Below are 23,014 nucleotides of genomic sequence, written 5' to 3'. Positions count from 1 at the left end.
TGCATGCGTAGAGAGCATCGATCATCCTCACCAAAAACAATATATTCCGCAAAGCCAGAATGGAGTAAAGAAAACGGAATAAAATAGACGATGCCCGCGCCAAAGATGTTCTTCGCCGACTCGATGAGCCACAGCGACGGGCAAAAAACATCAGCCGAGTCATAGTGTCTTGGGATAAAGGAGACCGCAAGACTGCTGCGCCAAGACATAGAAAAGGGAGGCCTCACGAGGAGACCTCCCAACACTTAAATCTTATTCTTATTGCAAGAATGATGATTACTGGATATACGTCTTGCCGTTCTTAACAACAACGCCCTTGTAAGCCTTTGTTACCTGCTGGCCAGCGAGGTTGAAGATGCGGTTGTCTGTGTTGACAGTTACAGTCTTCACAGCGTCGATACCGTCAGCGTTAGCTGTTGCATGGAACTCTACAGCGTGGCTTGTCGGGTCGTAAGAGATGACGACCTTGTATGTGCCGGCATTAGGAATGTTACCAGTAGCGTTAGAAGCTGGGTAAGCTACGCCCCAAGCGTGATCCTGGACAACCTTGAACTCGAAGTCGGTAGAAGCCTCAGCGGTGAAGTTTCTCTCGAGAGTATAGAGGCCATCGTAGTCGCTGTTAGGATCGTCAACGAGGGTCATGTCGTTGGTGCAGTAAAGATAATATTTTTTCCGTTCACTGTTTTGTTTTTCAGTTACTTTGACCTATCTTTGCAACTATAAGTACCTAATTCTATGAATCAAGAACAACTTCAACGCCGCATAGAACTCGCCGGACCCAAGAAGCAGTCAATGGCACGGCGGAAGCAGGACCACGACTACCAGTCGCGCCGTATGTACATGATAACGATGACAACCGAAGGACGCCAGCCCCTCCTCGGCACCGTCGTCGGCGATCCACGCCAGCCCTTCGGCAACGAGGAGGTCCCAAGGACTGTGCCCTCGCCGCTGGGACAGGCAATAACCGCCTGCTGGTATGAGATAGAGAAGCGTAATGACGATATTTCCGTTGTTGCTTTTCAGCTTATGCCCGATCACTTCCACGGTATCCTGTTTGTGAAGGAGCACATTGACAAGCATTTGGGGACTATCCTTAACGGCTTCAAGACTGGCTGCCGCAAGGCCTTCCGCACCCTCTGCCCCGTCGAGTACGCCGTCGCATTGCGACGACAAACGCAACGACGAGGACGGCATGACGATGATCACGGCATTCTCTTTGCCCCGGGCTATAACGACAAGATACTCTTGCGCGCCGGGCAGCTTGACAACTGGAAGCGATACTTAGCCGATAATCCCCGGCGCCTTCTGGTGAAGAGACAGCACCCGGAGTTCTTCCGCGTACAGAGGGCGATGGCATGGAAAGGAATGACGTTCTCGGCAATTGGCAACCTGTTCTTGCTCCGAAAGCCGTTCCTCGTGCAAGTGCAATGCTCGAGAAGGCTGACGGAAGAGCAGATAAAGGAAAAGACTGATGCCGCACTAAAGCTGTGCCAGCAAGGCGCAGTGCTTGTTTCACCGTCAATCTCTCCTGGTGAGAAAGCCATTATGCGAGCAGCCTTTGAGAAGGGCTATCCGGAGATAATCATTAAGGACAACGGCTTTGCACCACTAACAAAACCTTCAGGGGCAGGCTTCGACGCATGTGCCAGTGGGCAGATGCTCTTCCTTGGTCCTACATATCATAGCAACGAGCACAAGGCTATAACCCGCTCACAATGCCTTAACCTTAACGACATTGCAGAAAAGCTTTGCCAATAGCAGGTGCAAGAAAGCTTTGCCAATAGCAGGTGCAACAAACTTTGTTTTAGCATATGCCAATAGAAAAGGAGGACCCCGTTAAGAGTCCTCCCTTGACTAAAGTTATATTCTTATTGAAAGAATGATGTTAGAGTTTACTTTGCAGTAAGCGTGCAGTATGCATAGCCGTCAGCCCAAGCATACAAGGCGACGTCGTAAGTACCAGCAGCATTAACATTAGCGCCACCCTGAACAAGATTGTCAACAGTGCCACCCCAGTTGATCCCACACCAAACTTCTTTACTTCACGGAACTTGCCGCGGCTCTTGTCCACTACAACCACACTAATGGTGCCAGACCTATTCTTCTTTTTGCGTACAAACATGACGCAAAGGTAATCAAAATCGAGTTTGCGTCACCCTAAATTCAAAGACAATTTTATAACTACTTCATTTCCAAGCAGGTGAAAATGTAAATGCTTTTTGCGCTAAAGTCAGGAATAAGCCGGCAATAGAAGATAAACTTATTACGCAACCCTGATGAGCGAGGATAAAAAAAAGGGAGGCCTCACGAGGAGACCTCCCAACACTTAAATCTTATTCTTATTGCAAGAATGATGATTACTGGATATACTTCTTGCCGTTCTTAACAACAACGCCCTTGTAAGCCTTTGTTACCTGCTGGCCAGCGAGGTTGAAGATGCGGTTGTCGGTGTTGACTGTTACAGTCTTCACAGCGTCGATACCGTCAGCGTTAGCTGTTGCATGGAACTCTACAGCGTGGCTTGTCGGGTCGTAAGAGATGACGACCTTGTATGTGCCGGCATTAGGAATGTTACCAGTAGCGTTAGAAGCTGGGTAAGCTACGCCCCAAGCGTGATCCTGAACAACCTTGAACTCGAAGTCGGTAGAAGCCTCAGCGGTGAAGTTTCTCTCGAGAGTATACAGGCCATCGTAGTCGCTGTTAGGATCGTCGACGAGGGTCATGTCGTTGTTGGCATCGTCCTGCTTCCAGTTGCTGCCGAAGAAAGCCTCAGGAGAACCAGCAACAGTGTAAGTGTGAGTAATCTCACCAGCGTTACCAGTCTTTTTGTACTGGAATGTCGGCGTAGGAGTCGAAGCAGAAGTAGGAGTCAGAGTGATGGTCACGGTGTAGACAGCAGTCTCAGGAACTGAAGCCTTCACATTAGACGGAGTACCATCAGCATTGAGGTTCTCGTTGTCACCCCAGTTACCGAGTGACCAGTCGCCGTCGGTGTCACCCTCACGAACCTTGAACTCGTAGTTGGTACCAGCCTCGAGAGTCACGCCCTCGCTTGTGTAGGTGTAAGTACCATTGTTGTTTGTCATCTCGGCACCATGATTCCAGTCGGTTGTACCTGCTGCGTCAAACTGGAAACCCATGACGTGCAAAGACTGTGTCGGAGTGTACTGTGCATAAGCACCAACAGCCATGAAAGCGGCTGCTACAAGAGTAAATAATTTCTTCATAATTGTTCTATTTAAGTTAATACGTTATTAGTTACCTTTTTTCGGATACAAAGATAAGCAAAATAGCAATAGGATATTCTAATATTATGAAAAAAATCATTGCACGGCTGTGCAAACGTTTACACAAAGCTATCTACAGGCGGAAACGAAAAAGTCCCACAATGGACCTTTACTTCCATCATGGGACTCTTATACTACGTTACTGAGCTTATACTCAGCTAATTTTACTCAGCTACGATGTTCCAAGTGCCGTCGATATCGTTTAGGTAGAACGAGTACTTGCCTGCCGGTAGAGTAACGTCGTAGGTACCAACGCCGAAGGAGTAGTTCTGACTCGAGATTGTCTTTCCTGCTGCCGATGCACCCCATACAGTACCATCGTTTGCAACGAAGTGGACTGTTGTTGCGCTGGCCACGTTGACATCATTGACAAACCAGTTGTGAGGAGCCTTGGCTAAGTGGGTCAGAGCCTTATTGATGCCGCTGACTGTCACTGAAGAGTAAGTCTTTGAAGGCTCGCTGACAGCTTCCCACTGGTAGGTCGACGAGTTCATATCGAGGGTGAACTTATACCATCCGGCAGAAGGAGCAGAGATGAAGCCTGCCTCTGTACCCTGAGTGACAGATCCTGTAGCGGTCGTTGCATCAGGTGTTGTTGCACCGAAGAACATTCCGCTGTTGCCGAAGTTGGCGATATCCCAGATCTTCATATCCTGGGTACCGTTCCACTTCGTGGTCATAGTGTAGGTATTGTCACCGTTAGAATAGAGCATCAGGCGCTTCTTACCGCGGTTGGCAGAGTTGTAAATGTAATACTCCGTAGGAGCGCGACGAATCTTGTAAGTCAAGTTGATCGGGTCGAGAGTTATTACATACGTACCGAGCGAGAAGATACCTGCCGACTGCGGCTCGCCATAGACAGGGTCGTTTGCATAGACAGCGAACTCGTCGAGAGCCTGGTCGCCATTAGTCGGAGCACCAATCTTACCTTTGTTTACTTCGTCCCATGTTGGATTGGCCTCATCATAGTTAGAGGCGCGATAGAAAGCGAAGTAGTTAGTGGTGTTGAACTGCGATGTCGAGACGGTAGCACTGTATGTGCCGTCGCCGTTGGCAGTCATCCACACCGGGGCAGAGAGGTCGAAGCCTTTGCCGTTCTCCTTAAAATGACCGAGGAGGAAGTATCCCTTCGGGTCGACAGCAGGAACTGGATCAGGAGTGATAGAGCCTGTTGTTGTACCCTCGGTATCGAAAGTTACAGCATCGCCGGTAGCGAGGTTGATAGACACCTGCGACTGCACGTTGAGCTGCAGAGGCTCAGCCTTGCGGTTGCCGTGAGCCTTGAAAGCCATCTTGGAAAGGGTGGCAGCCGGAACGGTGATATAGTAACCGTCGATGGAGCCTTTGACCGACTCGCCGTTGATGACGAGATTCTTCAGGGTGATACCCGAGATGCCGTCGTTGCCCTGATTCACCTGCACGAGGCGTATGTTGCCATCGCTGTCGGGGAGGACAGTGTTGGCCTCGGGACCATTGGCAAACGTTACACCATACTTGGCAGCTGCCTCTTCCTGCGAGTAAGCCTGTGGCGAAGCCCAATCAGAGTAGTCCTCGTTACAACTTGCAAGACCTATGGTAGCCAGGAAAGCCAAGCTATATAATATTGTCTTTTTCATTGTTTCGTTAATTTATAGTTATTGACTTTTACAACCTTACTTCACGCTGGCGTCACCATTATCGAAGTTGACATAGAGCTTCTGACCAGGAGCAACTTTAACAGAGTACTCAGCTCCCAAGTTCTTTTCCCAGTTGTCAGGTAAGTTGACAAGACGCCAGAAAGCCTTACCGTTGAAGATTGTGAACTCCGTTCTCCACCAATCCTGCTTAGGAACCTTAATGTAAGCACGCAGCTCACCGGCACCGGTAAATGCAGGAGATACCCAGTCGCCGTTAGCGTCTGGCTTAGTCATCTCCCAAGTAGCGTTAGCATCGGTCCAATCACCACCTGCGCCGGCACCGATAACGTAAGCCTTAGCCTCGTAGACATGCAGAGTGTAGTGACTCTCTGTCAAACGGCCGTCCTCACCGGCAGCAATCTCATCGTCGAAGACAAGTGTGTACCAGCCTGCGTTAGCGAATGCAATATCGCCGTCAGCACTCTCGCTGACACCTGCGCTTGCCTGATCGTCAACCGCGAAGATATTGCTGAATCCGCGGAGTTTGTCAGTAGTAGCACCGAACTTGAGCGTACCACCTGCCGGCATGTAAACCATGGTGTAGTAGCTGTTGGTCGTCGGACTCTTAACACCGTAGATAGGCGGAACCGACTTGATGGCTCCATTGTTGTTGGCAGCGCCCTGGATGTAAAGCTGACCAGGGATAGTAGCCAGAGGAGCAACGTAAGTGGCCTGGACGTGCGGCAGGGTGATAACGTTAGAGTAAGTCTGACCCAGGTTATCGGTGTTGTCGATGATTGCACGCAGACGGATGTTTACGGGCATATCGGTAGGCACCTTCACCGTGTTGTCGCCCTTCTGGTAGAGTTGGCAGACAGCATTGTTCAGCTCGCTGGCATCGACACCCATCTTAGCGGTGGTGTACGACGTGCTCAGCTCGACGAACTGCGTGCTGTCGGTGAAGTTGTTGTCGAGAGAAGCCTGCACATAGTAGCGCACCGGATAAGGAACGCCACCGTAGTTAGGCTGCGTGCAGGTGAGTGTCAGTGTGTTGGCGCTCACCAGGTCGTATGTATTGTTGGTTGCGTCAGCCGGGGTGTTGAGCTTAAACTCCTCGTTGACGTGGCTGAGGTCCAGTGTGGGGTTGTCGTCATCGTCCTCACTGCAGGAAGTGAGCATGAACGGCAGAACCAGAGCCGGAAGCAACATTAGCTTTAATATATTTTTCATTGTTAATTCGTTTTTAGGTTGATTAATATCCAGGGTTCTGTGTCATATTCGGGTTACCGGCAATGTCGATAGCCGGGATAGGATAGACATTGTAGTGAGAGTCGACACCTGTACCGCCGGCTACACCACCCTTAAAGTCCCAGAGATACGAGCTTCCGGTGAACTCACCGAAGCGGACGAGGTCGGAACGGCGGCGTCCCTCGAAGAATGTCTCACGGCACCACTCGTCGATAAGTGTCTGCTTGTCGACCGAAGCGATAGTGTTGGCATGAGCGCGGGCACGCAGAACGTTGATATCCTTGATGGCATTGTCATCGTCGCCGAGACGCCACTCAGCCTCTGCACGTGTCAGATAGATGACACCGAGACGGAACAATGGAATATCTGTGTCAGAGTAGGTATCGTTATGGCGGGCACCACCGTCAGTACGGTAGTTGGTCCACTTCACGATCGATGCACCATTGAGGAAGCCAGAGATAGTCTTGCCTGGGTTGAGGGTACGGTAGCCACCGCCGACACCCATGTAGAAGAGAGCGCGGTCGTCGCCGGCCTTCTTCTGGACATCCTTGGTCGAAACACCAAGAGAATCGTCGTAAGCGATAACTTGCGACTCGGTTGTGCCAGTGTAGTCCTTCACCTGCTTTTCAGTAGCGTGAGGAATGTTGGCAGCTGTCGGGAAGAACTTCTTGACGAGATCCTCGCGGGCAAAGTAGCAGGTCCAGTAGTTATTGATGTTGCGGTATGGCATACCGGCACCGCAAGTAGAGCTGACGAGGAAGGTAGAGCCACCATACTCCTCAGTGCTGTTACCGTCCTGGCGGATCGGGAAGATAATCTCCTTCATAGCCTGCTGGTTCTGGTCATTGTCGCCCATGAAGAGCTGCTCGTAACCGGTCCAGCCGTTCTTTGCCTGGGTGGAGAGAGCGTACTTGCCGCTGTTGATAATCTTATCGCAGTAGTCCTTTGCTTTCTGATAGTCCTTAACCTTACCATCGGTGTAGACGGCAGAGTTGAGAGCCAACTGAGCGTGAAGGGCATAGGCAGCGCCCTGGTCGGCACGGCCGAAGTTCTTAGAGTCGTCGTAGGAACCGATCTCAGCGAGCTGCGGCTCAATCTCGGTCAACTCCTGGTCAATCCAGTCGTAAAGATCCTTGCCACTCTTCTCTACCGGCAGAGAAGTATCGAACTTATCCTTGAACGGAGCCTTGTGGAAGAGGTCGAGGAAGTAATAGTAGTGGAGAGCGCGCAGGAAACGCACCTCGGCCGTAACCTGTGGACCAGCGTTCTCAGCCTCCTTGGTGATGAACTGGTTGTACAGGGTCACGTCGTAAGCCAGACGGCTATAGCACCAGTTGGCACGTGTGGAGCTCGATGTCCACGAAAGGTTGGTGATAGCAGGCACGTCGGTATCTCCCTGCCAAGCCCACAGACACTCGTCAGAAGGCATATCCTGAAGGTTGAACACGGTACGGTAGAAGGCGCTCTCACCCTCATCCATACTCAAGTCAGGTTTTCCTGCACCACCCTGCTGACCGGTAAGGCCAAGGGTAGCATATTGTTTTGCAAGCAGCTCGTTCAGGTCGTACGACGGTGAACTGTGCGGGTCGATCGACGAGATGTTCAGGTCATCGGAGCACGACGACATGCCAAGGGCGAGAAGGCCAACGACTGCTGTCTTGATAAATATATTTTTCATTGTTGATTTCCTTTCTATTAGAAGTTAAGATTTACACCAAGTTGGAAACTCATTGGACGCGGGTACGGGTTGGAGTCGATACCGTTGGCAACCTCCGGGTCGATACCGTCATACTTGGTAATCATGAACGGGTTCTGCCATGTGAAGAATACACGGCCGTCGAGGGTCTTGATACCGGTGCGTGTGGTAACGAGTGACGGGAATGAATAACCAAGAGTGATGTTAGAGCACTTGACGAACGATGCGTTACGGACGAAGTAGTCGCTGAGGTAGTTGTTGACGACAGTGGTACCGGTCCAGCCGAGGGCTACGTTGTCAGGAGTGTTGTTGTGGAAAGCACTGTTGGAGAAGAGTCCTGAAGCCGAGATGATGGCATTGCGCGACAGATAGTCGTAGTAGACATAGTTGCCGAGTGATGCGTGGAACGATGCGCTGAGGTCCCAGTTCTTGTAGATGAACTTGGTTGTCAGACCCATTGTCACGTCAGGAGCCGGATCCTTGTAATAGTAGCGGTCGGCATCATCAATCTTACCATCGGCGTTACGGTCGACGACAACACCCTCGATAGGTTTGCCGTTCTTGTCGTAAGCCTGCTGGTAAACGAAGAAGCTGTTGGCAGCCTCGCCCACCTTATTCTTCTGGATACGGGTGTTGTTACCACGGCTGATTTTGTTGCCTACCCATACCCAGTCGGTAGCTGTAGCGTCGAGGGCAGTGATACGGTTGTGGTTCCAACCTACATTATATGTAACCTGCCATGTGAAGTCCTTAGTAACGATAGGACGTGCGTCGAGAGAGAGCTCAAGACCATAGTTGGCCATGCTGCCGATATTCTTCATCAGCTGGTCACCGAAGTTGATACCTGCTGGGATGTCGACGGTAGCAAGAAGGTCGTGAGTCTTACGATAGTAGTAGTCGATGCTTGTCGATACACGGTTGTTGAGGACTGCGAAGTCAACACCAGCGTTGTAGGTAGTTGTCTTCTCCCAAGTCAGATCGCCGTTGTAGCGGTTCGGACGGGTTGTATAATAATATGTGTCGCCGAAAGGATACATTGCGTGAGAGTCACTGCGTACGTACAGCGGAGCATAGTAGAAGTCGTCGATACCGTTCTGCTGACCGGTCATACCCCAGCCTAAACGGAGTTTGAAATCGTTAATCCAATTTACATTCTTCAGGAACGGCTCCTTGTTGATACGCCAAGCGAAAGCGGCTGCAGGGAAGTAACCCCACTTGTTGCCTTCAGAGAAACGGCTTGAACCGTCGGCACGGAAAGTAACAGTGAGAAGGTAACGCTCAAGAAGGTTGTAGTTCAAACGACCGAAGTAAGAAACCAGGCTGTTGTGAGTAGCCCACTCCTGCTCTGAGCGGAGAGCTGGTGACGGAGCACTCGCGTCGCTGGCATGCTGGATGGCACCGCCCTCGTTGTAACCGGAACGGTGGTAGTGGCTGTCCTCGGCACCTGCCATGATGTCAATGCCATGGATGCCGAAGGTGTGAACATACTGCAGATATGCGCTACCTACGATATTGTACTTATAATAGCGTGTGATGCCATGATAGCCGTAGTAGTTGTTAGAGAAAGAATACGGGCTGATGTCATCGCTCTGGTGAGAGTCGGTATACTGCGAACCGAGACTTGCATGGATGTGCAGGTCCTCGAAACCATGAACCTTATAGTCGGCCTCGATATTACCCGAGAGGTCGTTGGCATTGGCGAATGTCTGCTTGAGGTTCAGCAGGGCAACAGGGTTCTGAGGAGCATTAGAGTTAGAGGTGTAAGTCCAAGTAGGATCAGTGAACGACGCTGTGTTGATGGTCTGATAGTAACCGTCGAAGAAGCGGTATGCAGGGTCGTTTGAGTATACGTTGCGGGTAGGATCCATAGCCAAAGCAGCACCAATGGCACCACCTGCATCAGCATAACGGTCCTTCTCAAGCATGTATTTGGCAGTGATATTGAATTTCAGGTGATCCTTGAGGAATGAAGGTGCGAGGTTCACGCTGGAATTGAAACGGCTCATATAGCTGGTCTTAACGATACCCTTGTCATAGTCGTAGCCGACGCTGACGCGGTAAGGCATATTCTTAAGACCACCCGACATACTCAGGCTGTGATGGTGAGAGATGACATCCTTGAAGATGTGGTCCTGCCACTTGTTGTTGGCTGTGCCGAGATTGTCGACCTGGTCGGGAAGGATCTGACCTACGAGTTTGCGGTACTGATCACCGCTGAGGACATCATATTTCTTTGCGATTGTCGACAGAGTGACATCGCCGTTGTAAGAGAACTTAGGCTTTGAGCCGGCACGTCCTTTCTTAGTAGTGATGATAATGACACCATTAGATGCACGCGAACCGTAGATGGCTGCGGCAGAAGCGTCCTTCAGGACTGTAAATGTCTCAATATCATTAGGATTGATCATAGCCAGTATGTTCGACATACCGGTAGCAGTGTTGTTATCGATTACAAGACCGTCGATAACGTACAGAGGGTCATTGGAGGCGTTCAGCGAAGCACCACCACGGATACGAATCTGTGCACCAGCACCTGGAGTACCGCCTGCGGTCTGGACATCCACACCGGCAACCTTACCGACGAGCATATCGCTGGCGTTGTTGGTGATACCCTTCGACATTTCATCAGGGTTGATGGCTGCCACAGAACCGGTGAGGTCCTCTTTCTTTGCCGTACCGTAACCGATGACGACAACTTCATTGAGGGCTTTGGTGTCCTCCTGCAGTGTCACCACTACATTTGGCGACACAGCCACTTTTGAGGTGAGGTATCCTACATAAGACACACTCAGAGTTGAGCCTTTGGCTGCTTCAAGGGTGAAGTTACCGTCGAGGTCCGTGATGGCACCGCCAGTAGTACCGTCGATACGTACTGTAGCACCAATGATAGGCTCGCCGTTAGCATCCTTGACGTGACCAGTGACAGAAATGTTCTGTGCAAAGGCTCCGACAGACAGAAGAAGTCCGCACAACAGAGCGAACAACCTGACAGGGAATTTAAGTTTTGCCTGCTTCATCATTCTTTAATATTTAAGTTAGTTACTAAGTTATAAAATGTTTCGAAGTCGTTTACGCTGCAAAGTTATGATTGTTTTGGGCTCGTTAGCGTTTTTTTTCAATAAATCTTGATATAGAACAATGTAATCGATTGCACAGCGTTATTAAATAAAAAGACCACATAGCAGAACAATTTAAGAGATTCTTATTTAATTTTGCAATGCAAACCTAAATGAAAATGAAACAGAACTCGCCCATAACGATGAAGGATATTGCACGCGACCTCGGTGTCTCGGTGGCAACGGTGAGTCGTGCGCTGAAAGACAGCCCGCGCATCTCCGAAGCCAAAAGGAAAGAGATACAAGAGTACGCGCGCGATCATAACTTCCTGCCTAACGTAATTGCGGAGACTCTGCGCAAGAGCCGTGTGCAACCAAACAAGGTCATCGGCGTGATAGTCCCGCAGTTCATACATTACTACTTCGCAAGTATCCTCAAAGGTGTGGAGGAGGAGGCCAGCCGACGTGGTTACCGCATAATGGTGGCCCAGAGTGATGACAAATATGAGCGTGAAGTGGAGATATGCAAATCGTTCTACGCCAACAAATGCTGTGGAATAATAGTGTCGATGGCAAAGAACACTACAAAGTATGACCACTTTCAGAAACTCATTGACATGGGCATACCTCTTGTTTTCTACGATAGGATTTGCACGGGTGTGAACGCCAGCCGCGTCGTCGTCGACGATTATATGGGCGCTTACACAGCCGTTACTCATCTTATCGACACCGGCTGCCGTAAGATTGCCTACTACGGTATGGTGCAGTCGATGGAGATTGACAAGAACAGATTCAACGGCTACGAGGACGCGCTGAGGAAGCACGGGCTGAAACCGAATCCCGACTGGCTGAGGAAATGTGACAACAGAGCTGATGCCGAAGTGGTCACACCGGAAATTCTGGCTCAGCCCGACCACCCCGATGCTTTCTTCGCCATCAACGATGATACAGCCATCGGCATTCTATACTCGGCAAAGAAAATGGGGTTCGACGTTCCCGACGATATCTCCATCTGCGGATTCACCAACGGCAACCGCGCCAAGGCCTGCAATCCAATGCTCACTACGGTGGAGCAACGGGGAGTGATGGTTGGCGAGGAGGCTGCAAACATCCTCATCGGACAGGTGGAAGGAAGTCTGCCGATGGACAAGGTGGAGAAACGGGTCGTCAGAACACGACTGATAATACGTGGCACAACGCGATGAGCAGCAACAGGTCTAAAACGCCACACGCTGAGCGGCAGCAGGTCAAAGGCGGCAAGCCAATCGCCGCGATACAGATCTTCATAATGAGCAGATGACTTAAAAGGCGGAAGACCATCAGGCAATGGAACTACACATTATATATATAGCACTCGTAAATGTATTTTCGCGTCAGCTACATTAATATATATGTGGATATTGGAACGGTCAGTCACGACCAAAGATAAGACTGAAAAGCATCGTCAAGCACAATATTGCGCAAAAAGTGCAAATCGTGCAAAAAAAAACAATACAAAAGGTCGAAAAGCAACATTAGAACCAACAAAACAAAAATATAAATACAAGAACTCGTCTATAGGCATTATGCTATGACAGTCTGCTAATTTGAATAAAAATTATGAACAATGAACTAAAAAAGAAACCCGACCTAAGTTTCTGGAGCCTGTTCAACCTGAGCTTTGGATTCTTCGGCGTACAGATTGCCTACGCTCTTCAGAGCGGAAACATTTCACGAATTTTCTCAACGATAGGCGCCGATCCTAAGAGTCTGTCGTTCTTCTGGATCTTGCCACCACTGATGGGAATGATTGTCCAGCCCATTGTCGGTGTGCTGAGCGACAAGACATGGTGCCGTCTGGGGCGCCGCATACCTTATTTGATAGCCGGTGCCATCATCGCCATCCTCGTTATGTGTCTGCTGCCTAACGCCGGAAGTCTCGGCACCGGAAGTATGGCCCTCATCATTGGTGCCGTCATCCTGATGTTCCTCGACACATCACTCAATATGGCCATGCAACCGTTCAAGATGATGGTTGGCGATATTGTCAACGAGAAGCAGAAAGGCACAGCCTATGCCATCCAGAGCTTCCTCTGCAACCTCGGTCAGGTGGTCGGTTTTGCACTTCCTTTCCTGATGTCCTACATCGGATTCAGCGATGATGCCACCCACGACGTACCGATGTCGCTGAAAATGGCATTCTATGTTGGTGCCGCAATTCTAATAGTCTGTGTCATATACACTTGCGTAAACGTAAAGGAGATGCCTCCACACGAGTACGCTATGTACCACGGCGGCAACGAGAAAGAGGAAGAAAAGAGCGTCGGAATAGTAGAGCTTCTGAAGGATGCACCGGGCAACTACTGGCGTGTATTCGTCGTACAGTTCTTCTGTTGGGCTGCTTTCCAGTTCATGTGGATATATTCCAACGGCACAATTGCCGACACAGTATGGGGAACCCTCGATCCGAAGTCGGCCGACTACCAGACAGCCGGCAACTGGTTGGGTATCGTTCTCGCCGGACAGGCCGTAGCCAGCGTAGCCTGGGCCGCCGTCCTGCCGTTCATTGAGAATAAGGCCGGGCTGAAAGTAGCCTATGGCATTAGCATCGCCATCGGCGCAGTAGGCTTCGCCATCATTCCTTTCGTCCACTCTCAGGCCTTGCTGTTCGTGCCTTACGCTCTCATCGGCTGCACATGGGCAGCAATGCTGGCACTGCCGTTCACCATTGTCACGAACGCTCTTGAGGGCCGACCACACATGGGCACCTATCTCGGACTGTTCAACTGTGCAATCTGCTTCCCACAAATCGTTGCAGGACTCTGCGGCGGACTCATCCTCGGACTGGTTGGCGGCATACAGAGCAGCATGATGTTCGTAGCAGCCGGAAGCCTTGTTTTAGGCATATTCAGCGTCAGCGTCATCAAGACGAAATAGCAATAAGGCAACCGTTTGCACAATTCCGATGCAAGAAGTGTGAACGGTTGCCATTTCACTATAGATAAAATTAACTAACTTTGGAGTTGAAATCAAAATCATTAAACCGCATATGAGTCTTCATTTCAATATCAACTACAACACCGTCTTCGGACAGGAGCTGATCCTGAACGTCATCGACGGGGTCGACGATGGAGAAGAACGCATCTCCCAATATCACATGTCGTCATACGACGGAAAGACATGGCAGTACACCATGCGCAAAGGTGTCACCCCCGGTGGCCGCTTCGACTACTTCTATTCCGTAAACCGCGGAGATGTCTGCGAGCGTACAGAATGGAGAATGATCTCCCACAGACTGGAAATCAGCGAGAGGAACGCCGAGAACTATATATGTTTCGACAACTGGATAGACATTCCCGACGATTCCTACCTCTACACATCGGCATTCAAGGACTGCGTATCGCCATCGAACGTCGTACCTGTAAAGGAAGAAACCTTCAACCGCACAATACGTCTGAAGGTCCGTGCCCCACAGCTGAAGAAAGGCCAGAGCCTCGCTGTTGTCGGCAAGGGCGACGCATTAGGCAACTGGGATCCCGATCATTGCATAGAGCTCGTTCAGCACAACGACAACGAATGGATTGTCGACTTGGATGCTGACACCCTCAATACCAAGCAGTTAGAGTTCAAGTTCTTCATCCGCGACGAACACAATGACTATGCGCCCATCTGGGAGGCCACCAACAACCGCGTCGTCGACCTCATAGATATCCATAATGGCGACGTCGTTGTCTACAGCCTCCCCGAGGCCGGTTTCGACATCTATCCTATGAAACTCGCCGGAACCCTCGTCCCGGTATTCTCATTGAGGAGCAAGACAAGTTTTGGCGTGGGCGATTTCGGTGATGTGAAGAAGATGATTGACTTCATAGCCAAGACTCATCAGCGCGTACTTCAGATTCTTCCCATCAACGATACAACGACAACTCACACGTGGACAGACAGTTATCCCTACAGCTGTATTTCCATCTTCGCGTTACATCCACAGTATGTCGACCTCACTCAGCTTCCGCCGATTGCCGACGCAGCAAAAAGGAAGAAGTTTGAGGAGCTCCGTCAGGAACTCAATGCACTGCCGCAGATCGACTACGAACGCGTAAACAACGCCAAGACCGAATATCTCCACATCATCTTTGAGCAGGAAGGCAAGAAGGTCCTCGCCTCGGAGAAATTCAAGAAGTTCTTCAAGGAAACAGAGCAGTGGCTCGTCCCCTATGCCGAATATTGCTACCTGCGCGACGTCAACGGCACTGCCGACTTCTCAAAATGGCCCGACCACAACCAATGGAGCGAGTCCGACCGCGCCGAGCTGACTTCAGCAAGGACGAAAGCATATAAGACCGTAAGTTTCTACTACTTCGTTCAGTACGTCCTCAACACCCAGATGGAGGACGTCCACAAGTATGCACGGGCTCACGGAGTTATCCTCAAGGGCGACATTCCTATCGGCGTGAACCGCTACGGTTGCGATGTATGGTCGGAGCCCCGTTACTTCAACCTCAACGGACAAGCCGGAGCACCGCCAGATGCTTTCAGCACGAACGGCCAGAACTGGGGATTCCCGACCTACAACTGGGACGAGATGATCAAGGACGGATGCCTGTGGTGGGTACGCCGGTTCAAGAATATGGCCAAATTCTTCGACGCTTACCGCATCGACCATGTCCTCGGATTCTTCCGTATCTGGGAGATTCCAATCAATTCCGTCCACGGTCTGCTCGGACAATTCCAGCCATCGCTCGGCATGACGCGCGAGGAAGTTGAGGGCTACGGCCTGCATTGGCAGGAGGAGCTATTCACTACACCGTTCATCACCGACTGGGTGCTCGACCGGATGTTCGGCGACCGTGCACAATACGTACGCAACAACTTCATCGAGCACAAGGACGAGCAGCACTACCGCATGCGCGCCGATTTCGACACCCAGCGCAAGGTGGAGGCTTACTTTGCCAAGGCCAATGCGGAACTGAGGAAGAAGCTCGACACCGCCGACGAAACTGAGGCTCAGAACATCAAGGCCAAGATTACCGAAAACGACAACCTGCGTGACGGTCTCTACGCACTCATCAGCGATGTGCTCTTCGTCCGCGACCACAAGGATGCCAACAAGTTCCATCCACGCATCAGCGTGCAGTTCGACTTCATCTTCGAGAGTCTCTACGACAGCGACAAAGCCATCTTCAACCGCCTGTATAACGACTACTACTATCGCCGCAACAACCAGTTCTGGTATCGCGAGGCAATGAAGAAGCTGCCAAAATTGGTCAACGCCACACGGATGCTGGTCTGTGCCGAGGACCTCGGCATGGTGCCCGACTGCGTATCCTGGGTGATGAACGAGCTGAAAATCCTCAGTCTCGAAATCCAAAGCATGCCAAAGGACCCGCAAGTCCGCTTCGGCCACTTGTCGCGCAACCCCTACCGTTCGGTATGTACGATATCCACCCACGACACCCCGACACTGCGCCAGTGGTGGGACGAGGACTGGAACCGCACCCAGGACTACTACAACAGCATGCTCTACCGCAGGGGTCCGGCACCGCATCCACTGCCGGGATGGCTCGCCCGCGACATTGTCAGCCGTCATCTCACGTCGCCGTCAATGGTGTGTGTCATAAGCATTCAGGACTGGCTGAGCATCGACGAGAAACTGCGGTTGCCCGACGAGAACGCCGAGCGAATAAACATCCCCGCCAATCCAAAGCACTACTGGCGTTACCGCATGCATATAAACATCGAGGATCTTATCGCCAACACCGACTTCGTTGCCAACATTTCAGAACTTGTCACCGAATCGGGACGTAAATAATTCCACAGCCCGCTGCCGCTTTTGTGGCAGCGGGCACATTAGTGTCTAACAACCATATAGAAAATTATGAACAATATCAAACTATTCATAGCCGCACTGCTGCTGCCGCTGACAGCAGCCGCACAAACGGTGACATCGCCTAACGGCAACGTTTCGCTGACATTCTCGCTGACCGGCAATGGTGTACCGACGTACGAAATGAAATACAAGAACCGCGAGGTGGTAAAACCGAGCCATCTCGGACTGGAGTTGGCCAAGGACAAACACGCCAGCAAAGGGCTCCACGAGACATCACTCATGGACGGATTCACGGTTACGAGCACCAAGACATCGACTTTCGACGAGACATGGACACCCGTCTGGGGGCAGTACGGCAAGATTCGCAACAACTACAACGAGCTCGCCGTCAACCTCACCCAGCCATCGACAAGTCGCCGGATGACAATTCGTTTCCGCGTCTACAACATCGGAATAGGCCTGCGCTATGAGTTCCCACAGCAGGACAGCCTCGTCTATTTTGTAATAAAAGACGAGCATACACAGTTCGCCATGACCGGCGATCACACCGCATGGTGGCTTCCCGGCGACTACGACACTCAGGAGCAGGAAACCCAGGAATCGAAACTGTCGGAGATAAGGTCTCGCTTCCACGACGCCGTAAACTGGAGCAATTCCTCCGTTGCCGTATTCTCACCGACCGGAGTACAGACATCGTTGCAGATGAAGACTGCCGACGGACTCTACATCAACATCCATGAGGCCGCCTGCCTCGACTACGCCACGATGCACCTGAACCTCGACGACAAGACCATGACATTCGAGTCGTGGCTGACCCCCGATGCCACGGGGATGAAAGGCTACATGCAGACACCGTGCCAGACACCTTGGCGCACAGTGGCTGTCAGCGATGATGCCCGCGACATGCTCGGCGAAGCTAACAGCTTGATATACAACCTCAACGAGCCCTGTAAGATAAAGGATACGAGCTGGATTCACCCGACGAAGTTCTGCGGTGTCTGGTGGGAGATGATTGTCGGAAAAAACTCATGGAACTACACCGACGAATTCCCCTCCATCAAACTCGGACAGATCGACTGGAACAAGGTGAAGCCTAACGGCCGCCATGGAGCCAACAACGCGGAGGTGAGAAAATACATCGACTTCGCGGCCAAGAACGGCCTCGACGAGGTGCTCGTCGAGGGTTGGAACGTCGGTTGGGAGGACTGGGCCAACCACTGGAAGGAGGACGTTTTCGACTTCGTCACCCCCTACCCCGACTTCGACATCAAGGCCCTCAACGACTATGCTCATTCCAAGGGCGTTAAACTGCTGATGCACAACGAGACATCATCGTCGACCCGCAACTACGAGCGCCACCTCGAGGATGCCCTCAATCTCATGAACAAGTATGGCTACGACGCCGTGAAGACCGGTTATGTCGGCGACATCATCCCCCGTGGCGACCACCACTACTCGCAGGCTATGAACAACCACTATCAGTACGTCGTCGAGCAGGCTGCCAAGCACCACGTCATGGTCGATGCCCACGAGGCCACCCGTCCCACCGGCATCGGCCGCACATGGCCTAACTACGTGGCTAACGAGAGCGCACGTGGCGGTGAGTATGAGGCTTTCGGCGGCAGCTACCCCAACCATACGGTCATCCTGCCGTTCACACGTCTTCAGGGCGGTCCTATGGACTACACCCCGGGAGTGCTCGAGACCCAGCTGAAGAAGTGGAGCGACAACACATCCTACGTCCACACCACGCTCGTCGGACAGCTCGCCCTCTACCTCGTCATGTGGGGACCGGTGCAGATGGCTGCCGACCTGCCTGAGAACTACGCCAAGTACAACGATGCATTCCAGTTCATCAAGGACGTCGCCGTCGACTGGCAGGACTCAAAGTATATCGACGCCGAACCCGCCCGCTACATCACCGTAGCCCGCAAGGCCAAAGGTTCCGACAACTGGTTCGTCGGCGGAAAGTGCGATGAGCACGGACACAAGGTCAACGTGAAACTCGACTTCCTCGATGCCGGCCGCACTTACGACTGCACCATCTACGCCGATGCCAAGAATGCCGACTACAAGAACAATCCGTCAGCCTACACCATCACCCACAAGAAGGTGCGCCGCGGCGACGTCCTGAAGATGACAGAGGCACCCGGCGGCGGCTTTGCCGTCAGTTTAATAGCTAAATAACATCAATCCGTAAGACATGAAAATATTCCCACTATTGCCAGCAATAGCATCCATACTCCTCCTGAACGCCCTTCCGGCACGTTCGCAGACTACATTCAACGAGGTTGAGTACAGTCCACGGCAGACCGTTTTCAAGCTCAACGCGCCCAAGCAACCTAAGCTCACCCTTTACAAATCGGGACAGGGCGACACGCGCCTGAAGCACATAAAGATGCAGCCGGCAGGAAAGAACGTATGGACATGCACCGTTAAGGGCGACCTCAAAGGCAAATTCTACACGTTCAACATCGGTAAGGGCGAGACACCGGGAGTCTTCGCCAAGGCCGTGGGGCGCTGCGGAAAGCGCGGAGCCATCGTCGACCTCAAGGATACCAACCCCGCAGGATGGGACAACGATACCCAGCTGACTACTAAAAAGATGACCGACCTCGTCATCTACGAGCTCCACTACCGCGACTTCTCCGTCGACCCGAGTTCAGGACTTGTCAACAAAGGTAAGTTTCTGTGCCTTACGGAGAAGAAAGCTATCGATCATCTGAAGGAGTTGGGTATCAACGCCGTACACGTGCTGCCGTCGTTCGATTTTGCGTCGGTCGACGAGAACCATCCGGAGCAGCCGCAGTACAACTGGGGCTACGACCCGCTGAACTACAATGTACCCGAGGGCAGCTACAGCTACGACGCCTCCAATCCCACAAGGCGCATCTTCGAGTTCAAGACGATGGTAGAGAAGCTCCACGAGAACGGCATCCGCGTCATCCTCGACGTGGTCTACAACCACACCTTCGACCTCGACCACAGCAACTTCAACCTTACGTTCCCCGGTGCCTACTACCGCTACACCGCCGACGGCAAGCCCAGCAACGGCTCCGGCTGCGGCAACGAGACAGCATCGGAGAAGCCCCTCATGCGCGAGTTTATGCTCGAGAGCGTAGCCTACTGGGCCAAGGAGTACCATATCGACGGTTTCCGTTTCGACCTCATGGGCTGCCACGACATCGAGACGATGAACCTCATCCGCAAGGAGCTCGCGGCCATCAATCCGAACATCTTCGTCTATGGCGAGGGCTGGAGTGCCGGTCAGTGCGCTCTGCCCACCGACAGCTTAGCTGTCAAGGCCAATATGAAGCAGATGCCGGGCATTGCCGCTTTCTGCGACGATATGCGCGATGCCCTCCGCGGGCCGTTCTCCGACGACCATAAGGGTGCGTTCTTAGCAGGACTGCCAGGATACGAGGAGAGCATCAAGGCCGGCATTGCCGGAATGGTGGCCCACCCGCAGGTCGACTACTCTAAGGTGAACTACTCCAAGGAGCCATGGGCCTTGGAGCCCACGCAGATGATCAGCTACGTCAGCTGCCACGACGACATGTGCCTCGCCGACCGTCTGCGCGCCGAGCTGCCAGGCATCAGCACCGACGAGGCCATCCGTCTCGACAAGATTGCCCAGACGGTAGTATTCCTCTCGCAGGGTGTTCCGTTCATGCTCTGCGGCGAGGAGATGTTCCGCACCAAACAGGGTGTGCACAACTCCTATAACTCGCCCGACTCCATAAACCGTATCGACTGGGACAACCTCAAACGCTACCCGAAGCTCTACTCCTACTATTGCGACCTCACCCGATTCCGCCGCGAGCACCCGGCTTTCCGTATGGGCTCGGCTGAGGAAATCCGCAAGCATCTGGAATTCCTCCCGACGAAGAACGGAATGGTGACGTTCATGCTCAAAAACCATGCCGGTGGCGATGAGTGGAACAACATCATCGTGTGCATAAACGCCGGCGATGACGACCAGCTCGTCGATATCCCCGACGGGAAATGGTACATCTGCGGTGACCTCGATGCCATCGACACCTACCGCTCCGACGAGTTCGTGGGCCACACCCTACGCATGTACGGCCAGTCGGTAAAGATTCTGCACGACTGACCGCGCACAACGGCAGGAAAAAAGCAACCAGCCGAAATTCTTAAACCCAATAAAACATGAAGAAAATATTATTGTTAGCATTATTGCTTATATCAATGACAATGAGTGCACAAGTTAACGTCAGCCGCATCGACCCTACCGACTGGTACGTGGGAATGAAGGACCCGTCGCTCCAGCTGATGGTCTACGGCAAGGACATACGGTCGGCAAGCGTCAGCACCGACTACCCCGGCGTGAGCATCGACTCACTGGTGAGGCTCGACTCACCAAACTACCTGCTCGTCTACCTCAACCTCAAGGGGGCGCAGCCGGGGACGATGAAACTGACCTTCACCAACAACGGCAAGAAGAAAACCGTAGGCTACGAGCTCAAGCAGCGTGCCATGGCCGGTGCCGACCATAAGGGCTTCTCCAATGCCGACGTCCTCTACCTGCTCATGCCCGACCGCTTCGCCAACGGCAACCCCAAGAATGATGTCGTCAAGGGCATGCGAACACAGGTCTGCGACCGCACGCAGCCAAGCCTGCGCCATGGTGGCGACCTCGAAGGCATACGCCAGCACCTCGACTACTTCAACCAGCTCGGGGTGACGGCACTGTGGTTCACGCCTATTCTTGAGAACGACTCACCCGACCAGAACGGTTTCAGCACATACCACGGCTATGCCACCACCGACTACTACCGCGTAGACCCGCGTTTCGGCACCAACAAGGAGTATGCCGAGCTCATCCGCGAGGCCCACGCCCACGGACTGAAGGTGGTCATGGATATGATCTTCAACCACTGCGGCTTCGAACATCCATGGGTGAGCGACATGCCGTCAAAGGACTGGTTCAACTCTCCCGACTGGCTCTCGGAGAAACAAGGCAACGGCCTCGACCCGATGACCGGCAAGGGCACCGGCAACAATAAGAGCAAATACCTGCAGACCAGTTACAAGCTGACACCAGTCCTCGACCCCTACGCCTCAAAGCAGGATCTGAAGGAGACCGTCGACGGATGGTTCGTGCCGTCGATGCCCGATCTCAACCAGCGCAACCCGCACCTCATGCGCTACCTCATCCAGAACTCGGAGTGGTGGATAGAGACTGCCGGCATCGACGGAATACGCATGGACACCTACCCCTATGCCGACAGGAAGGCAATGGCAGGATGGATGAAAGTCCTCGACAACGAATATCCCAACTTCAACACCGTAGGCGAGACATGGGTCACCGAGCCCGCCTATACAGCCGCATGGCAGAAGGACTCGAAGCTCTCGACGATGAACAGCTATCTGAAGACGGTCATGGACTTCAGTTTCTACGATAAGCTCAACCAGGCCAAGCACGAGGAGACCGACGACTGGTGGAAAGGCTTCAACCGCATCTACAACTCGCTCTGCTACGACTATCTATATGCCGACCCCTCACATGTGCTGGCATTCATCGAGAATCACGACACCGACCGGTTCCTCGGCAACGGCAAGGATTCAACAGCACTGCGCCAGGCCCTCGCTCTCCTGCTCACCATCAACCGCATACCGCAGCTCTACTACGGCACTGAGGTACTGATGAACGGCACGAAGGAGGTCACCGACGGCAACGTACGAAAAGACTTCCCGGGCGGTTTCGCCGGCGACAAGCACAACTGCTTCACCGAGCAGGGACGCACCAAGGCCGAGAACGCCATGTTCAACTGGACCCTTCAGCTCCTCCACTGGCGCCAGGGCAACGACGTCATAGCCAAAGGCAAGCAGACTCAGTTCATACCTTGGAAGGGTGTGTACGTCATCGCACGACAGTATAACGGCAAGGCCGTCATGACCATCCTCAACGGCAAACGTAGCGACAACACCCTTGAGGTGGAACGCTACAAGGAGATAATCGGTTCGGCCACCACGGCACGCGACGTTATCACCGGCGCTACCGTCGACCTGACAAAGAACATCCAGCTCTCGCCGCGTCAGACACTGATAATAGAGTTCGGCTCTACAGCCGATGCCTCAGCGCAGAAGTAAGCCGACAGCTGTGGCGTTGGCATGCGCTGATAATCCGACGCAGACCGGAAAACAAAAGATTCCGGGCGGATAGAAAGTGCAAAAGAGCACAAACAGAATGTAAATATAATTCAAACAAATATTCAAAGAGGAGTAGACTTCTTACTCTCTGATACACAACAACTTACGCAAAGGGGCCGTTTTGGATTGCA

The 23,014-nt window shown here is 52.4% G+C and carries 13 protein-coding genes; 7 read left to right on the top strand and 6 right to left on the bottom strand.

All coding sequences use genetic code 11. From position 1 onward, the window contains the following. Positions 1-276: 276 nt before the first annotated feature. Positions 277-642: a hypothetical protein gene (locus LDN30_RS02375; RefSeq protein WP_223925033.1), complete on the bottom strand. Its 366-nt coding sequence runs from the start codon at positions 640-642 to the stop codon at positions 277-279. Positions 643-735: 93 nt separating this feature from the next. Between LDN30_RS02375 and LDN30_RS02370 the strand changes: the two genes are divergently transcribed. Then, positions 736-1,758 (top strand): hypothetical protein, encoded by a 1,023-nt coding sequence (locus LDN30_RS02370; protein WP_223928628.1) that lies wholly within the window; start codon positions 736-738, stop codon positions 1,756-1,758. A 599-nt stretch (positions 1,759-2,357) separates the two neighbouring features. Here LDN30_RS02370 and LDN30_RS02365 read toward each other — a convergent pair. The 5 genes from LDN30_RS02365 to LDN30_RS02345 all read right to left on the bottom strand — a co-directional run bounded on the left by LDN30_RS02365 (position 2,358) and on the right by LDN30_RS02345 (position 10,864). Then, a complete protein-coding gene (locus LDN30_RS02365) occupies positions 2,358-3,227 on the bottom strand; it encodes a pullulanase X25 domain-containing protein (protein WP_223928627.1) in 870 nt (289 codons plus the stop codon). A 224-nt stretch (positions 3,228-3,451) separates the two neighbouring features. Next, positions 3,452-4,903, bottom strand: coding sequence for an Outer membrane protein SusF domain-containing protein (locus tag LDN30_RS02360; protein ID WP_223928626.1), 1,452 nt, complete (start codon positions 4,901-4,903; stop codon positions 3,452-3,454). Between the two features lie 36 nt (positions 4,904-4,939). Continuing rightward, the gene (locus LDN30_RS02355) at positions 4,940-6,133 is read right to left on the bottom strand and encodes a SusF/SusE family carbohydrate-binding protein (protein WP_223928625.1); all 1,194 of its coding nucleotides are present in this window, start codon (positions 6,131-6,133) and stop codon (positions 4,940-4,942) included. A 22-nt stretch (positions 6,134-6,155) separates the two neighbouring features. Further along, the gene (susD, locus tag LDN30_RS02350; protein WP_223925024.1) at positions 6,156-7,829 is read right to left on the bottom strand and encodes a starch-binding outer membrane lipoprotein SusD; all 1,674 of its coding nucleotides are present in this window, start codon (positions 7,827-7,829) and stop codon (positions 6,156-6,158) included. 17 nt (positions 7,830-7,846) lie between these two features. Continuing rightward, positions 7,847-10,864: a SusC/RagA family TonB-linked outer membrane protein gene (locus LDN30_RS02345; RefSeq protein ID WP_223926905.1), complete on the bottom strand. Its 3,018-nt coding sequence runs from the start codon at positions 10,862-10,864 to the stop codon at positions 7,847-7,849. A 218-nt stretch (positions 10,865-11,082) separates the two neighbouring features. Between LDN30_RS02345 and LDN30_RS02340 the strand changes: the two genes are divergently transcribed. From LDN30_RS02340 to LDN30_RS02315, 6 genes are all read left to right on the top strand, one after another. Beyond that, positions 11,083-12,108, top strand: coding sequence for a LacI family DNA-binding transcriptional regulator (locus tag LDN30_RS02340; RefSeq protein ID WP_223925022.1), 1,026 nt, complete (start codon positions 11,083-11,085; stop codon positions 12,106-12,108). Between the two features lie 394 nt (positions 12,109-12,502). Then, a complete protein-coding gene (locus tag LDN30_RS02335) occupies positions 12,503-13,819 on the top strand; it encodes an SLC45 family MFS transporter (RefSeq protein WP_223925020.1) in 1,317 nt (438 codons plus the stop codon). Positions 13,820-13,931: 112 nt separating this feature from the next. Further along, positions 13,932-16,691, top strand: coding sequence for a 4-alpha-glucanotransferase (locus LDN30_RS02330; protein ID WP_223925018.1), 2,760 nt, complete (start codon positions 13,932-13,934; stop codon positions 16,689-16,691). 66 nt (positions 16,692-16,757) lie between these two features. Continuing rightward, positions 16,758-18,896 (top strand): glycoside hydrolase family 97 protein, encoded by a 2,139-nt coding sequence (locus LDN30_RS02325; protein ID WP_223928624.1) that lies wholly within the window; start codon positions 16,758-16,760, stop codon positions 18,894-18,896. A gap of 16 nt (positions 18,897-18,912) precedes the next feature. After that, positions 18,913-20,823, top strand: a complete 1,911-nt coding sequence (pulA, locus tag LDN30_RS02320) for a type I pullulanase (protein ID WP_223928623.1) — start codon at positions 18,913-18,915, stop codon at positions 20,821-20,823. A 56-nt stretch (positions 20,824-20,879) separates the two neighbouring features. Continuing rightward, positions 20,880-22,823: a glycoside hydrolase family 13 protein gene (locus LDN30_RS02315; RefSeq protein ID WP_223928622.1), complete on the top strand. Its 1,944-nt coding sequence runs from the start codon at positions 20,880-20,882 to the stop codon at positions 22,821-22,823. Positions 22,824-23,014 lie beyond the last annotated feature (191 nt).

This window comes from Prevotella lacticifex (assembly GCF_019973375.1).
GTDB classification, from domain to species: Bacteria; Bacteroidota; Bacteroidia; order Bacteroidales; family Bacteroidaceae; genus Prevotella; species Prevotella lacticifex.
The sequence above is the reverse complement of the archived record's forward strand: the minus strand, read 5'-3'. Positions and strand labels throughout refer to the sequence as shown.

Excerpts from the sequence above, each read along its gene's own strand:
- LDN30_RS02375 (WP_223925033.1), bottom strand. The coding sequence starts at position 642 with ATGACCCTCGTTGACGATCCTAACAGCGACTACGATGGCCTCTATACT.
- LDN30_RS02370 (WP_223928628.1), top strand. The coding sequence starts at position 736 with ATGAATCAAGAACAACTTCAACGCCGCATAGAACTCGCCGGACCCAAG.
- LDN30_RS02365 (WP_223928627.1), bottom strand. The coding sequence starts at position 3,227 with ATGAAGAAATTATTTACTCTTGTAGCAGCCGCTTTCATGGCTGTTGGT.
- LDN30_RS02360 (WP_223928626.1), bottom strand. The coding sequence starts at position 4,903 with ATGAAAAAGACAATATTATATAGCTTGGCTTTCCTGGCTACCATAGGT.
- LDN30_RS02355 (WP_223928625.1), bottom strand. The coding sequence starts at position 6,133 with ATGAAAAATATATTAAAGCTAATGTTGCTTCCGGCTCTGGTTCTGCCG.
- susD (WP_223925024.1), bottom strand. The coding sequence starts at position 7,829 with ATGAAAAATATATTTATCAAGACAGCAGTCGTTGGCCTTCTCGCCCTT.
- LDN30_RS02345 (WP_223926905.1), bottom strand. The coding sequence starts at position 10,864 with ATGAAGCAGGCAAAACTTAAATTCCCTGTCAGGTTGTTCGCTCTGTTG.
- LDN30_RS02340 (WP_223925022.1), top strand. The coding sequence starts at position 11,083 with ATGAAACAGAACTCGCCCATAACGATGAAGGATATTGCACGCGACCTC.
- LDN30_RS02335 (WP_223925020.1), top strand. The coding sequence starts at position 12,503 with ATGAACAATGAACTAAAAAAGAAACCCGACCTAAGTTTCTGGAGCCTG.
- LDN30_RS02330 (WP_223925018.1), top strand. The coding sequence starts at position 13,932 with ATGAGTCTTCATTTCAATATCAACTACAACACCGTCTTCGGACAGGAG.
- LDN30_RS02325 (WP_223928624.1), top strand. The coding sequence starts at position 16,758 with ATGAACAATATCAAACTATTCATAGCCGCACTGCTGCTGCCGCTGACA.
- pulA (WP_223928623.1), top strand. The coding sequence starts at position 18,913 with ATGAAAATATTCCCACTATTGCCAGCAATAGCATCCATACTCCTCCTG.
- LDN30_RS02315 (WP_223928622.1), top strand. The coding sequence starts at position 20,880 with ATGAAGAAAATATTATTGTTAGCATTATTGCTTATATCAATGACAATG.